Genomic DNA, 13,146 nt, shown 5'->3' with positions numbered 1-13,146 from the left:
CGTCCGCCGTACCCATCCGCACGCAAGAGGAGGTCGCCATGGGCACCGACCCCACCCCGCCCGGCAGCCCCAGTCGCCGTCAGATCCTGGCCTGCGCCGCCGGTCTGGCCTCCGCCGGTGCGGTCACCGGATACGCATGGCACCGCTTTCGGAACGGCGTACCGGACGGTGACTTCTCGGTCCCGGCCGGCGGCTACCGCTTCGAGCGCCGCGCCGCGCCTGCCCGTACGGTGGTTCGCGCCGCCGACGGCCGCGTGCTGGCCACCTTCACCGACGGTGCCCGCACCGCGCTGCTGACCGGCCCGGCCCGTACCTGGAGCGAGCCGCGCACCACCGGCGCGGTGGTGCGCAGCAACGCCTGGGTACGGCTGATGGGCGGTGCATGGAGTCAGGGCAAGGAGCGAACTCGCTGGTTCCGGGAGTGGTTCTCCAAGGCCCTGGCCGACCGCAGTCCGGACGTCCTCGCCGTGGCCTTCCAGTACGGCGACGGGGCGCACGATCTGCGCAACGCATCGGGTCTGCGCTACGCCGGCAAGGCTCACTTCGGGCCGCTCGTTCCCGGACAGTCGCCGACATCATTCGACTACCGCGATGAGAAGTCCGACTTCTACGACTACCTCGGCACTCCCTGGACCTTCCCTGACGGCATCCGCAAGCACCCGGAGAAGGAGCGCTACGGGGACGTGGACTGCTCCGGCTTCATGCGCCTGGTCTGGGGCTACCGCATGGGCTACCCCATGCACGCCACCAACGGCCCGGGGGCCGGCCTGCCCCGCCGCGCCTACGCCATCGCCTCCCGGGCCCCCGGCGTGCTGCTGATCCCGAACACCGGCCGGCCACCTGCCGACATCAGCCTGCTGCTCCCCGGCGACCTCGTCTTCTTCGCCATCGACATCGGCAGACCGCACGACATCGACCACGTCGGCATGTACCTGGGTCCGGACACGGACGGGCGCCCACGCTTCTACTCCAGCCGCTCGCGGGCCAACGGGCCCACCATGGGCGACCTGGCCGGCCGCGCGACGCTCGACGGCCATGGCTTCTACGCCCAAGGGTTCCGCACGGCCCGCCGCCTGTGAAGCCGACGTACCCAGCCCGCCCCAGGAGAGACCACGCCATGGCCACCACCCCCCTCACCCGGGACACCACCGACCGGCACCCCTCGCAGGGCATCAGACGCGCCCACGCCAAGCGCCGTCAGCGGACCGCCGTCAGCCGGGAGTCCTACGCCCTGCTGCTGATCCTGGCAGCTGCCGCGGTGCTCTACACCTGGGCCATCGACCGTGCCGCGGTGCACCCGTACTACTCCGCGGCCGTGCGGTCGATGGCCGCGAACTGGCACGCTTTCGTCTTCGGCGGGCTCGACCCGAGCGGCTCAGTCACTCTGGACAAGATCCCCGGTGCGCTGTGGCCCCAGGCCCTTTCCGTCAGGCTCCTCGGACCGTACAACTGGGCGGCGGTACTGCCGCAGGTGCTGGAGGGCGTACTCGCCGTCTGGGCGTTGCACCGGATCGTCCGTGCCTGGGCCGGCCCCTTGGCAGGGCTGCTCGCCGCGCTGGTACTCACCCTCACTCCGGTCACCGTCGCGCTCAACCGGCACAATATCCCCGACACCCTGCTCGTCCTGCTGCTGGTCCTCGCGGCAGGATCGCTGCAGAAGGCCGTCCGCACCGGGAGGCTGCTGCCGCTGCTCATCTGCGGGAGCTGGGTGGGTCTGGCCTTCCAGGCCAAGATGCTCCAGGCGTGGCTCGTCCTGCCGGTCTTCGCCGCGGTGTACCAACTGGCAGCACCTGGTTCCCGATGGGACCGGGCCCGGCGGCTGCTGCTCGCCGGGATCACCGCACTCGTCGTCTCCTGCTCCTGGCTGCTGCTGGTATGGGTCACCCCCGCCGCGAACCGTCCCTACATCGACGGGACCAGCAACAACAACCCCTTCACCCTGGTCTTCGGCTACAACGGGCTGAGCCGCTTCGGCGACGACCCGCATGCGCTGGGCGCCGTCGCCGGCACCGCCGCCAGCCGCACCACCGGTAACACGGGTTGGACCATGGTGGTCAACCAGAGCGTGGGCCCGCAGATCGCCTGGCTCCTGCCGCTCGCCGTACTGGTCTTGGCGCTGGGCGTGTGGTGGCGCGCCGGACAGCCGCGCACCGACGGGCCGCGGACAGGGTTCCTGCTCTGGGGCGGCTGGCTGGCGGTGCACATCGTGGTCTTCAGCAACTCCAACGGCAACCACGGCTACTACATGACCGTACTGGCTCCGGCCCTCGCCGCGCTGACCGGTGGCGGAAGCGCCCTCCTCTGGGCCGAGTACCTCGCCGGTGGCCGGCGTCGCGCGGCGCTGCCCGTCGCCGTCGGGCTCACGGCACTGTGGGCCACGGCAATTGACGGCCCGCACAGCGAATTCGCGCCCTGGCTGCTGCCGGTGGTGTTGATGCTCGGCCTGTGCGGGACCGTCGGCCTGTGGACCAGCGGGCCACACACCACACGACGGGCGAGGCACAGCGTCCTGGCAGCGTCCCTGACGGCCGTACTGCTCGCCCCGGCCGTCTGGGCCGCCTCCTGTCTGAACCCGCGCTACCCCGGCTCACCGATAGAACCACTGGCCGGACCGGTCGGCCCCGGCTACCAAGATGCGCACCACCACCGGGCCAAGGTCCGGCGAAACCCCTTGAACGAACCGTCCGGGCGGGACCGCGCACTGCTGAACTACCTCTCCGCGCACCGTTCCGGGGAGAAGTACCTGCTCGCCACCCAAGCCGCCTACGGCGCCTCGCCCCTGCTGCGCGCCACCCCCCAACCCGTGCTGGTCATGGGCGGCTTCACCGGACTGACCCCCTATCCGACCGCACCACGGCTCAGGGACCTGGTCTCCGCCCACCAACTGCGCTACGCCCTCCTCACCACGCGCCGCCCGTCCACACCGGCGTCGGTCTGGGTGAAGAAGAGCTGCACCCCCGTCTCCCCGAGCGCCTACGGTCAGATCTCGGACGGAAGCTTCACCCTCTACGACTGCGCTGAAGGCAAATGACCTCCTGACACGGCGAGTTCCGCGGCCCACACACTCACGGATCGCGACGGCTTCCGTATGCAGGCGGCTGCACCGCCAGGGCGCGGCTGCCATACGGGGTTGCCCCCTCGCGCGCCGCGCGATCTCGGCCACGACAGGCTCTGGATCACTGCTCAAGGATCTTCGGAACTTTAAGTTACCGGGCGGCAACCCCTTGACGTCAACCTCAGGGCGGGCAAAACTGCCGTCCTGCGGTCGACATTGTCGAACAGTGGATGACATCGGGGCAGAGTCGCTCCGATTGGCCTCCGCTGGAGTGCATCGACGAGCTGAATCGGCGCCGCCCCGACCCAGCTGGCTTCCACGTCGATCGAGCCCAGCCGCCCCCACCCCCGCACCGTATTGAGCCGCTCCAGGAGCACACCGTGACCCACGCGCGAACCGCCGGCCCGTTCATCGCCGCGATCGACCAGGGCACCACGTCGAGCCGATGCATCATCTTCGACCGGGACAGCCGGATCGTCTCCATCGACCAGAAGGAGCACAAGCAGATCTTCCCCAGGCCGGGCTGGGTGGAGCACGACGCCAGCGAGATCTGGACCAACGTCGAGGAGGTCGTCGCCGGCGCCCTCGACAAAGCCGGGATCACCCGCGGCCTCAGAGCGATCGGCGTCACCAACCAGCGCGAGACCACCGTCCTCTGGGACAAGAAGACCGGCGAGCCGGTGCACAACGCCATCGTCTGGCAGGACACCCGCACCGACGCGCTGTGCCAGGAGCTCGGCGGCGACGTCGGCCAGGACCGCTTCCGCCACGCGACCGGCCTGCCGCTGACCTCCTACTTCTCCGGCCCCAAGATCCGCTGGCTGCTGGACAACGTCGCCGGCCTGCGCGAGCGCGCCGAGCGCGGCGAGATCCTCTTCGGGACCATGGACTCCTGGGTCATCTGGAACCTCACCGGCGGCCCTTCCTGCGGCGTCCACGTCACCGACGTCACCAACGCCTCGCGCACCATGCTCATGAACCTGCACACCCTGGAGTGGGACGAGCGCCTCCTCGCCGCCATGGATATCCCGGCCGCCGTCCTGCCGCGGATCCGCTCCTCCGCCGAGGTGTACGGCATGGCCGGCGGAGCCCTCTACGGCGTGCCGGTCGCCTCCGCGCTCGGCGACCAGCAGGCGGCGCTGTTCGGCCAGACCTGCTTCTCCGAAAGCGAGGCCAAGGCCACGTACGGCACCGGCACCTTCCTGCTGATGAACACCGGCCGCCGGCCCGTCCACTCCCACAGCGGGCTGCTGACCACGGTCGGCCACCGGATCGGCCAGCGGGCGCCGGTCTACGCGCTGGAGGGCTCCATCGCGGTCACCGGCTCGCTGGTCCAGTGGATGCGCGACCAGCTGGGCCTGATCGGCACCGCCGCGGAGATCGAGACCCTGGCGAGCTCGGTGGGGGACAACGGCGGCTGCTACATCGTCCCTGCCTTCTCCGGCCTGTTCGCCCCGTACTGGCGCTCCGACGCCCGCGGCGTGATCACGGGCCTGACCCGCTACGTCACCAAGCAGCACCTCGCCCGCGCCGTGCTCGAGGCCACCGCTTGGCAGACCCGCGAGATCGTCAACGCGATGCACAAGGACTCCGGCGTTGCCCTGACCTCACTGAACGTCGATGGCGGCATGACCTCCAACAACCTGCTGATGCAGACCATCTCGGACATCCTGGACGCCCCTGTGGTGCGCCCGATGGTCGCCGAGACCACCTGCCTCGGCGCTGCCTACGCGGCCGGACTGGCCGTCGGCTTCTGGCCGGACACCGACGCACTGCGCGCCAACTGGCGCCGCGCCGCCGAGTGGACGCCCCGGATGGACGCGGCCGAACGTGACCACGCATACGAACTCTGGCTCAAGGCGGTCGAGCGGACCACGGGCTGGACCGAAGAGGAGCACTGAGAAAGGTATGAGCACCCTGCAGAACGATCATCCCCTGGGCGCGCATCCGGGCCCCGGCCGAGCCGGGACCCGTGAACGACTGTCCAAGGCGGCGTACGACCTCCTGGTGATCGGTGCGGCATCCTGGGCACCTCGGTGGCCTGGCACTCCGCGCGGCCCGGGCTGCGGGTGGCGACGGTGCGCGCGGCGGTCCGGTCCGGCGCGGCCGTCATCAACCACGCCGAGGTCACCGGCCTGCGCTTCACCCACGGCCGGGTGACCGGCGTGGGCGTGCAAGGCCGCCTGGACGACATCGAGTTCGGCACCGACGCCCGCCTGGTCATCAACGCCACCGGCCCGTGGGTGGGCCACCTGCGCCGCATGGAGGACAAGGGCGCGGCCCCCAGCATCCGCCTCTCCAAGGGCACCCACGTCGTCCTCAAGCGCAATGCTCCGTGGGGATCCATCTTTGTGCGGCCGGCCTCAGCGTAAGGAAGGAAGACGGCGTCAGGAAAACAACGCCGTCGCGACGGGAGAAGGGTCTCCCCCAGGCACCACGCGCACGTCGGCCCCTCCGCGACTGTCCCCCGGGACAGCAAGGACGCGCCCCCGCCGGCACATCGGCACCGGCGCCGCTTCTGCTGCTCCTGAACCAGGATGCCGGCACGCCGTGATCGCCCTGCCCGCCGAGACGAGCCACGTGCGCACCGTGCGCCGTTCGTCCTGGCTCACCTGAACCGCTGGGGTGTGACCGAAGAAGACCGGGACCGCATCGACGCCGGCGTGTGGCGGGTCGGGTGTAGGAGGGCCGGGTGACCCGGCCCTCCTACCCGGCTATTACGACCAGCCCTGCCGGCCATCGGGTTGGCGCCGTATCCGGTGTCCGCGACCAGCACGGCGGGCCTCAGGCCGGTGCCGGCGAGCTCATCGAGCATCTCCAGGGCAAGCTGCCACTTGGGGCGGTGGTGTTCGTCGTCGGGGACGCGGCAGCGTTTCCTGCGGCCGGTCACCTCCGGCGCATCCCAGCTCTCGGGCAGGAACAACCGCCAGGACAGAGGGCATGAGGCGGTGTCGGAGGCGGCATGGACACTGACGCCGATCTGGCAGTTGCCGACCTTGCCCAGCGTGCCGGAGTGTTGCCGGGCCACACCGGCCGAGGACACCTCCCCAGCAAACTCCTCCAACCGGCCCCGAGACGCAGCAAGTTCCCCAGCCCTCATACAACCAGCGAACTACCACACACCCACCGGCCGGCTTTTCCTGACCCCACCCGTCTTTCGCCGCCATCCAGGCAGAAGCGGAGGACCATCTCAGAGTCATCTGTGACGCCTGCAAAAACCCTGTCGCAGAAGTGTATCCGGCCCTGAAGTCACCGGACCGGGGCCACACCGGGTGAGCGGGGACGTGAACACCTTCAACGACCGAACCAGGTTCGGGGCAACGGGCAGCGTGAGCGCCTGGCTGTCTGAGGGCCTGCTGTGCGCAGCGCCGTGCCTCCAGTTCGGCGCGTCGGCGGGAGCGGCTCGATCTGCTCGCCGCGGCGGCCCGCGCTGATCTCGCTGTGGCGGAGTCGACGGTATGACCGGCGAGGCCGCCGTCGTCGCCCTGCCGTGCACCGCCTGACGGGCGCACCGTGGAGAGATGGCTTCCCTGGACGTTCCGGAGGAGGGCCGAACGCTGCGGCCGGTGGGCCTGGCCGAGGCACTGCAGCTGACCGATCAGCTGCGCGAGGCGGTCGGTGAGGCCAGGCGGTCCGCTGTGGTTCTGGCGCAGCGGGTGCGTGCCGCGCAAACCGGGCGCAGGTGTGGGTGCCGCTAGGATACGGCGGGTGGGGCGAATACGCGCAGACGGGGCGGTGTCAGAGTCAGAGTCTGCCGCCGCCCCGCTGGTTCATCAGCCGGGCTTGAACGTCTGGATGCTGTTCAAGCCCCTCTGGAACTGGCCCACGCTGTTGCCCGAGGGAGAGTGGGCCGTCGTGGCCGTCTAGTAGGACAGGTCTTTCTGATCCGTGATCAGGCGGCCGGCGATGTGCAGGTTGCCGTCGGAGTCGAGTACCGCGATGACCTTCTTCGTGGATCCGTGGTGGGTCGTGAAGTAGATCTTGTCCGCCTCCTGCGAGGTGGAGTGGTTCGTGTTCACGGACAGCTCGATGCTCACCGGCGAGCTGATGAGCACGTCCTTCTTGGGTGAGGTCGGGTAGATCTGGTTCTGCCTCAGCTTGATGCGGCCGTGGGTGTCGCCCTCGTCCCAGTCCGTCGCCAGTCCAAGATCGATCTCCGGCATGTGGCTTCCCCTCCAGTTCAGGCGGACCGCCACTCCTCTCGCAGGTCTCCAGCCACGACGCTCCATGTCTGCAGCCCTGGCAAGGACGCGCCCCGGTCCCCCAGTGAAAGAACTTTCCAGCCCAGGCGCGTTGCAACACGTCCCGAACCAGTTCGAGAACCTACACGGCCCGTTCACCTGATGGGAGCAAACAGCATAGATAGCCATACAAAGTCCAAAAACATCGTCAGATGTCTTAATTGCGTATCGAGGGCCAACCGGAGGCGAGGCTCCGGCCCGGTGACTCACGCCCCGGGAGACGATGGCGGCTGGACCGGAGAGGCGCTGTTGCGTCGGCAACTGCACCGCCGTGAGGCGGACTTCTTCGCGGAAGCGGCGGGTGAGGGTGCGTACGCTCATAGCCGCGTGCACGGGAAGTTCGCCGAGCGTGAGCGGCTGGTCAAGGCGCTTCAGAGTTCGCTGTCCAGGCTTTGCCGCCGGGCCGCCGGGCTGCCGGCACCGACTTCCCTCATTCCTCCGGACGGTCCTGGTCGGTGGCCTGCCGGTGGGCTTCCACCGCGGCGACGCAGGCGCGTACCGGGGGGCTTTCGGCGCGGGTGAGCCAGGCGGCCCGGATGTCGCGGCGCAGGGCGGGACGGGTGGCCAGGAACCGTACGCCGGGCGGGGCGTGCCGGCTGGACATCGCGGGGACGAGGGCCGCGGTGAGGTTCCGGGCGACCAGGGCGAGTTGGGTGGTGTGCTCGGCGAGGAGATAGCGGATGTCGGGTTCGACGCCACGACTGCGCAGGGCCTGGACGAGGGCTTCGTGGGGTGCGGTGCCCGGGGGACAGCAGGCCCACGGTGTGCCTGCCAGGTCGGCCAGGTCGACGGCCCCGCGGTCGCTGAGCGGATGGCGCTCGGACAGGGCGACCTGGACGTCTTCTGTGACCAGGGTGCGCAGGGTCACGCCGGCGGGGGCGGGGACGGGGCGATCGGCCCAGCTCTCGATCAGCAGCAGGTCGAGTTCTGAGTGGAGCAGCCGGGGCAGCAGGTCGACGGCTTCCCCGTCGACCACGGTCGGGGTGAGCCGGGGGTGGGCGCAGGTGAGGTCAGCCAGCGCGTCGGGCAGCAGGGTGCGGACGGCGCTGCCCACACCGCCGATCCGCAGCGGGCCCAGCACCTCCTCTCCGAGGTCGGCCAAGTCGCTTTGCGCGGCGGAGAGTTGGGCCAGGACCCGGTCGGCGTGGTCGGCCAGGACCCGGCCGGCGTGGGTGAGGCGGACGCTGCGCCCGTACGGCTCCAGGAGGGTGTGCCCGGCCTCGCGCTCCAGCTTGGCGAGTTGCTGTGACACCCCTGATGCGGTCATGTGCAGCGCGGGGGCGGCCTGGGCGATCGAACCATGGGCGGCCACCGCTGCCAGGGCACGGAGCCTGTCTATTCCGAACACCTCATGGATACTACCGAGTTCTGCCATCGAATCGACGCTTTTTCTTATGAGTCCGGCCGGGCACAGTGGAATTCATGATGCTTCAGGACAAGCGGTCCTCCCTACGCCCGGACGGGAGCGGCGCGTGGCGGGCGGGCGGGGCCACGGCCCGCCCGGTGATGGCGGTCATCGCGGGATCGGCCTGCATCTCGGCCTCGGCGGTGTTCATGAAGCTGTCGGGGACGAACGCGGGGACGGCGGCGTTTTTGCGCTGCGCGCTCGCCCTGGTCGTCCTGGTGCCGCTCGCCGCACGGGAAGGGCGCAGGGTGGGCACCCGGCCGCTGCGCTACCTGGCGATGGACCTCGGGGCGGGGATGCTGCTCGGCGTCGACATGGTGTTCTGGGCGGCCGCCGTCCGCACCGTCGGCGCCTCGGTCGCCACAGTTCTGCTGAACCTTCAGATCGTGGTCTTTCCGCTGCTCGCCCGGCTGGTGTCGGGCACCAAGCTCTCCGGGCGCTTTGTGCTGATGGCCCCGCTGATGCTGGTGGGTGTGGCGCTGGCGAGCGGCGCGATCGGGCATCCGGCGCCGGGCAGCGATCCGGTCGCCGGTATGGCCTTCGGGACGGCGGCGGGCGTGACCTATGCGGGATATCTGTTCCTGATGCGGCTCGGCGGCGGCCGGGAGCACACCGTCTTGCCGGTGTGTGTGTCGACCGCGGCGGCCGCCGTCGCGGCGGCGGTGCTGGGCGGTGTGTGGACCGGTATCGACCTCAACCCGAACTGGCCCGCCTGGGGTTGGCTGAGCGCCCTGGCCCTGGTGGGCCAAGTCCTGGCCTGGCTGCTGATCACCACCGCCCTGCCCCGGCTGGCACCCCATACCGGCGCGGCACTGTTGCTGGTGCAGCCGGTCCTGGCATTCGCACTGGGCGTCGCCATCGGCGAGCGCCCGACCCCGACCCAGGCCGGCGGCTGCGCCCTGGTGATCGCCGCCGTCTGGCACCACAGCCGCGCCCCCGAGAACGGGCCCAGGGCAGGTCTTCGCGCTGTCCGACGGACTTGAGGGTTTTCTGCGAGGCTGACGGGGTCCGTGGGCGCCATTCCCACGTTGGAGCTCAAGGCCCGGGGTTGTCTTCGGGCGTACCACGGTCCGCCCGCCTCTCCCCCTCCGGCCGAAAGCGGGGGGCCTTCACCGCCCACACCCGGGTAACACCGTTACCAACGAGGTACGTCGTTACCCATGAGCACGCTCTGCCAGGATGCCCAGCGCGCCTGCCAGGAGGCCGTGCGCACCGCGATCCTCGATCGCGCCATCGGCCTGCTGGTCGCCGAGGGGCCGTCGCGGTGGCCATGCGGCGGATCGCCACCGAGGTCGGCGCATCGACCAAGGTTCTCTACACCATGTTCGGAGGCAAGGAGGGGCTCGTCGACGCCCTGTACCGGGAAGGGTTCACCCGGCTGCGCCGGGCGCAGGTGCGCGTTCCGCCAAGGGTGACCCGATGGCACCGGCTGCGCGCGCTGGGCAGGGCCTACCGGGAACACGCATTGGCCGAACCCGCCTACTACCGCGTGATGTTCGAACAGCCGTGCCCGGCTACCGGCCGAGCACTGAGGCGCTGGCCGTGGCCGAGATGGCCTTCGAGGCCTCGGCCACCACCGTGACCGACTGCATCGCCTCCGGTCCCTTCCGGCCAGGCGACGCCCAGGACATCGCGAAGCTCCTCTGGGCCGCGTCACACGGCGCGGTGAGCCTGGAGATCGCCGGTCATTCCCCTCGGAGGCCGCCGCCCGTCACTACGAAACGCTGATGACGGCCGTGGCACGGTCCTTCAGCACCCAGCCCACCACCACCGGTTCCGCTTCCCACCTCCAAAAGAACTGTCCCCTGACCAGCAACCGCTATCTGTCGGGACCGATCGCTCCGGTCACCGAGGAGATCACCGCCCACCACTTACCCGTCACCGGCCGGACACCGGCCCATCTCCATGGCCACTACCTGCGCAACGGCCCCAATCCGCTGGGCGTTGACGACGCCGCCACCCACCTCTGGACACTCGGCGCGGGAATGGTGCACGGGGTGCGAATCCGCGAAGGCCGTGCCGAGTAGTACCCCAACCGCTGGGTCCGCTCCACCACCGTCACCGACCGGCTCGGCGAGCCACGACGCGGCACCCCGCTCGACGAGCTGATGGACATCTCCCCCAACGTGCAGGCCGTCGGTCTCGCGCGCCGCACCTTCGCGCTCACCGAGGGCGGGATACGCCCGGATACGCCCCTACGAACTCACCTACGACCTGGACACAGTCGGCCCCTGCGACCTCGGGGCAACGCCTCAGAGCTACAGCACCAACACCCATCCCTCTTCGACCCCCGCACCCGTGAGCCGCACTCCCCGCCCTTCCGCTACGGCTGCGACCAGGTCCAGCACATCGCGATGAACGAGACCGGCACCGTGCTGCGGACCACGACCGTCGAGGCGCCGGGCAACCCCCTATGCACGACTTTGCCCTGACCAAGCACCACGCGCTCCTCTTCGACTCCCCCGTCGTGTTCAGTGCCGCCCACCTGCCCACCGGCATTCCGTTCGTCTGGAACGGGAACCGCCCGGCGCAAGGGTGGGTGTGATACCCCGCGCGGGAGGTGCGGTGCACTTCCGGCGGAAGCGCATCATGAACTACCCAGGCTGTCGACGTTGAGACCCGGCTCGCCGGCTGGGGTCCGATCTCGATGGTCGACAGCCGGACGAAAGAAGCCGGCTGTCGAGAAGGCTCCTCGCACATAGCCCTGTGGTTCTATCCACGGCGGGCGGAGCCCTGAACGGGCGTGGTGGCGTCGGCGAGCTCCGCGCGGCCCACCGCGGCCCGCAGCGTCCAAGCAGCCGCGGACCCCGCCACCAGGCCCCAGGTCAAAGCGGCCGGGACACCCTCGCCGATACTGGCGGACAGGTGCAGCAGGTCCCAGCGCAGGCTGGAGTTCGCACCGTCCACCACCACCCTCAGCAGCTGGCTTGCCAGCAGCCCGAGGACGGTCGCGCAGACCGCGCCGGCCGCCATCGCGGGGACAGTGGCCCGGGTGAGCAGTCCAGGAAGCCGCCGCAGCACACACCACACCACGGCGAGCAGCAGCACATCGCCGGCGCGATACAGGAGCCAGGCACCGAGCGGCGCACCCCCCGGGCCCGCCCAGGCACCGAGCAGCAGCCACTGGCGAAGAAGGTCACCCGGTTCGGCGAACAGCCCGATGCCCGGGGAAACTTGCTGCAGGGCAGCGGCTGCCGGCTGGTACGACAGGACCACCAGGGACAGCGCGATCACGGCGGTGGCGACGGTTGCGGCCAGGCGGGCGGCGCGCGCCGGGACCGCTTCGCGCGGCAGCGGACCGGTCCCCTTGGCGGCCAGGCGCGCGATGAACACCGTCAACGCCGCCGCGACCAGCGCGGCCGGCACCAAAACCTGCCGCCCGGAGGAGATGACACCCGCCAGCCGGGGCAGGAAACGGTAACTGCCGTGCCCTGACGAGGCGATCAGCCACGGCGCGGAGACGGTCACCGCCAGGGTCCCGGCCACCACACCCCAGGCCCACAGGGCGAGCAGAGCGGCCGGCATCCGGCCCCGCACCGGCGGCAGCCTGCGCACCAGGAGCAGCGCCCCGGCGACGAAGAAAGCGAAGACCGCGCCGAACCGGATCTGCAACGCGGTGGTGTACAACTCAAAATAGTCAGTGCCGGTGGCCCCGGCCCCGCCGGGCACCTCGGTGCCGAACTGGGCCGAGGCCGCAGGGGCGTACGACCACGGGGCAAGCCAGCGCTCCAGCTCGGCGGCGCCCTGGCCGCCCAGCATGCCGATGGCACCCGGCAGGTGCAGTGCATGCGCACTTGCCCCCGCCCACCACAAAAAGGCCGCGAGCAGCAGCCCTCCAGCCACCGCCGGCATCACCACACGCCGATATGTCATGACACTCCCCCGCCGTTGCCATGTATGTCTCTGAATCCCCTACTCGGGGGAGATTACGGGGTGTTGATTACCTACAGGTCACGGCACAACAGCAACACATCCTCGGTAGCGCACGATCAGCACCAAGCCGTCGCGCATTCCCGATCGCGGCTGCCTGCCAAGAGCCGTGCGAGGGGTCGCGCTTGCGGAGATACCCACGTGTGACCAAGGCCCACTGATGGGGAGAGTTGCAGTGCCGGGTCAGCCCGCGGGTGAACGACCTACAGTTCCCGTCGCAACCGGCGATATCTGCGCCGTCGGAGATCAAGCACACCATCCCCGAGCCGACCCATCAGCGGGCGAACCGACAACGCCGGGGAGCTCGGGCGGCCGGCCCACTGGTTTCGACAAGGAGATCTCTCGCCGATGCGATGAGGCGGAGCGAAGCATGAACGCGGTCAAAGGCTTGCGGGCCGTGGCCACCCGCTACGAGAAGCGGGCCTAGGAGTTGTCTTCAAATGTCACGCCCACATCAGGAGCGATGCGAGGGTGACGGCGGCTTGGTAGGACTCGACGGTCTTGTCGTAGCGGGT

The 13,146-nt window shown here is 70.0% G+C and carries 11 protein-coding genes and 3 pseudogenes; 10 read left to right on the top strand and 4 right to left on the bottom strand.

Features of this window, described 5'->3' with window-relative positions; genetic code table 11:
• The first annotated feature begins 38 nt into the window (after positions 1–38).
• The 4 genes and pseudogenes from ACZ4XD_RS28320 to ACZ4XD_RS28305 all read left to right on the top strand — a co-directional run.
• On the top strand, positions 39–1,079 hold the full coding sequence (locus ACZ4XD_RS28320) for an NlpC/P60 family protein (protein WP_468046667.1): 1,041 nt from the start codon (positions 39–41) through the stop codon (positions 1,077–1,079).
• Between the two features lie 38 nt (positions 1,080–1,117).
• Entirely contained in the window at positions 1,118–3,031 is a 1,914-nt protein-coding gene (locus ACZ4XD_RS28315; RefSeq protein WP_468046665.1) for an ArnT family glycosyltransferase, read from the top strand.
• Positions 3,032–3,435: 404 nt separating this feature from the next.
• Positions 3,436–4,956, top strand: a complete 1,521-nt coding sequence (glpK, locus tag ACZ4XD_RS28310; protein ID WP_468046663.1) for a glycerol kinase GlpK — start codon at positions 3,436–3,438, stop codon at positions 4,954–4,956.
• Positions 4,957–4,963: 7 nt separating this feature from the next.
• Positions 4,964–5,415 (top strand): annotated as a pseudogene (locus tag ACZ4XD_RS28305) (FAD-dependent oxidoreductase); the annotation flags it as partial.
• Between the two features lie 383 nt (positions 5,416–5,798).
• Here the strand turns inward: ACZ4XD_RS28305 and ACZ4XD_RS28300 are convergent.
• From ACZ4XD_RS28300 to ACZ4XD_RS28290, 3 genes and pseudogenes are all read right to left on the bottom strand, one after another.
• Positions 5,799–6,092: pseudogene (locus tag ACZ4XD_RS28300) on the bottom strand (transposase); the annotation flags it as partial.
• Between the two features lie 826 nt (positions 6,093–6,918).
• Positions 6,919–7,218 carry a DUF6342 family protein gene (locus ACZ4XD_RS28295; RefSeq protein WP_468046660.1) on the bottom strand — a complete coding sequence of 100 codons (300 nt, stop codon included), beginning with the start codon at positions 7,216–7,218 and terminating at the stop codon, positions 6,919–6,921.
• Between the two features lie 508 nt (positions 7,219–7,726).
• Positions 7,727–8,644 carry a LysR family transcriptional regulator gene (locus ACZ4XD_RS28290; protein WP_468046658.1) on the bottom strand — a complete coding sequence of 306 codons (918 nt, stop codon included), beginning with the start codon at positions 8,642–8,644 and terminating at the stop codon, positions 7,727–7,729.
• A gap of 74 nt (positions 8,645–8,718) precedes the next feature.
• Between ACZ4XD_RS28290 and ACZ4XD_RS28285 the strand changes: the two genes are divergently transcribed.
• The 5 genes from ACZ4XD_RS28285 (at position 8,719) to ACZ4XD_RS28265 (ending at position 11,246) form a co-directional block, all read left to right on the top strand.
• Positions 8,719–9,684 carry a DMT family transporter gene (locus tag ACZ4XD_RS28285; protein ID WP_468046656.1) on the top strand — a complete coding sequence of 322 codons (966 nt, stop codon included), beginning with the start codon at positions 8,719–8,721 and terminating at the stop codon, positions 9,682–9,684.
• Between the two features lie 287 nt (positions 9,685–9,971).
• Positions 9,972–10,283 (top strand): TetR/AcrR family transcriptional regulator, encoded by a 312-nt coding sequence (locus ACZ4XD_RS28280; protein WP_468046782.1) that lies wholly within the window; start codon positions 9,972–9,974, stop codon positions 10,281–10,283.
• Entirely contained in the window at positions 10,253–10,429 is a 177-nt protein-coding gene (locus tag ACZ4XD_RS28275) for a TetR-like C-terminal domain-containing protein (protein WP_468046780.1), read from the top strand. The genes ACZ4XD_RS28280 and ACZ4XD_RS28275 overlap by 31 nt, the downstream gene beginning before the upstream one ends.
• Positions 10,429–10,728, top strand: a complete 300-nt coding sequence (locus tag ACZ4XD_RS28270; RefSeq protein ID WP_468046654.1) for a carotenoid oxygenase family protein — start codon at positions 10,429–10,431, stop codon at positions 10,726–10,728. Before ACZ4XD_RS28275 ends, ACZ4XD_RS28270 begins: the two co-directional genes overlap by 1 nt.
• Positions 10,729–11,114: 386 nt before the next feature.
• The gene (locus ACZ4XD_RS28265) at positions 11,115–11,246 is read left to right on the top strand and encodes a hypothetical protein (protein ID WP_468046652.1); all 132 of its coding nucleotides are present in this window, start codon (positions 11,115–11,117) and stop codon (positions 11,244–11,246) included.
• A 167-nt stretch (positions 11,247–11,413) separates the two neighbouring features.
• On the opposite strand, the gene ACZ4XD_RS28260 is transcribed toward ACZ4XD_RS28265, so the two are convergent.
• Positions 11,414–12,574: a hypothetical protein gene (locus ACZ4XD_RS28260; RefSeq protein ID WP_468046650.1), complete on the bottom strand. Its 1,161-nt coding sequence runs from the start codon at positions 12,572–12,574 to the stop codon at positions 11,414–11,416.
• Positions 12,575–12,835: 261 nt separating this feature from the next.
• On the opposite strand from ACZ4XD_RS28260, the pseudogene ACZ4XD_RS28255 reads away from it, so the two are divergent.
• Positions 12,836–13,058 (top strand): annotated as a pseudogene (locus ACZ4XD_RS28255) (IS5/IS1182 family transposase); the annotation flags it as partial.
• Positions 13,059–13,146 lie beyond the last annotated feature (88 nt).

The organism is Streptomyces sp. NPDC029466 (genome assembly GCF_055574515.1).
Note: the sequence above shows the minus strand (reverse complement) of the source record. Positions and strands in the feature narration are given on the sequence as shown.

Excerpts from the sequence above, each read along its gene's own strand:
- ACZ4XD_RS28320 (WP_468046667.1), top strand. The coding sequence starts at position 39 with ATGGGCACCGACCCCACCCCGCCCGGCAGCCCCAGTCGCCGTCAGATC.
- ACZ4XD_RS28315 (WP_468046665.1), top strand. The coding sequence starts at position 1,118 with ATGGCCACCACCCCCCTCACCCGGGACACCACCGACCGGCACCCCTCG.
- ACZ4XD_RS28295 (WP_468046660.1), bottom strand. The coding sequence starts at position 7,218 with ATGCCGGAGATCGATCTTGGACTGGCGACGGACTGGGACGAGGGCGAC.
- ACZ4XD_RS28285 (WP_468046656.1), top strand. The coding sequence starts at position 8,719 with ATGATGCTTCAGGACAAGCGGTCCTCCCTACGCCCGGACGGGAGCGGC.
- ACZ4XD_RS28280 (WP_468046782.1), top strand. The coding sequence starts at position 9,972 with ATGCGGCGGATCGCCACCGAGGTCGGCGCATCGACCAAGGTTCTCTAC.
- ACZ4XD_RS28275 (WP_468046780.1), top strand. The coding sequence starts at position 10,253 with ATGGCCTTCGAGGCCTCGGCCACCACCGTGACCGACTGCATCGCCTCC.
- ACZ4XD_RS28270 (WP_468046654.1), top strand. The coding sequence starts at position 10,429 with ATGACGGCCGTGGCACGGTCCTTCAGCACCCAGCCCACCACCACCGGT.
- ACZ4XD_RS28265 (WP_468046652.1), top strand. The coding sequence starts at position 11,115 with ATGCACGACTTTGCCCTGACCAAGCACCACGCGCTCCTCTTCGACTCC.
- ACZ4XD_RS28260 (WP_468046650.1), bottom strand. The coding sequence starts at position 12,574 with ATGACATATCGGCGTGTGGTGATGCCGGCGGTGGCTGGAGGGCTGCTG.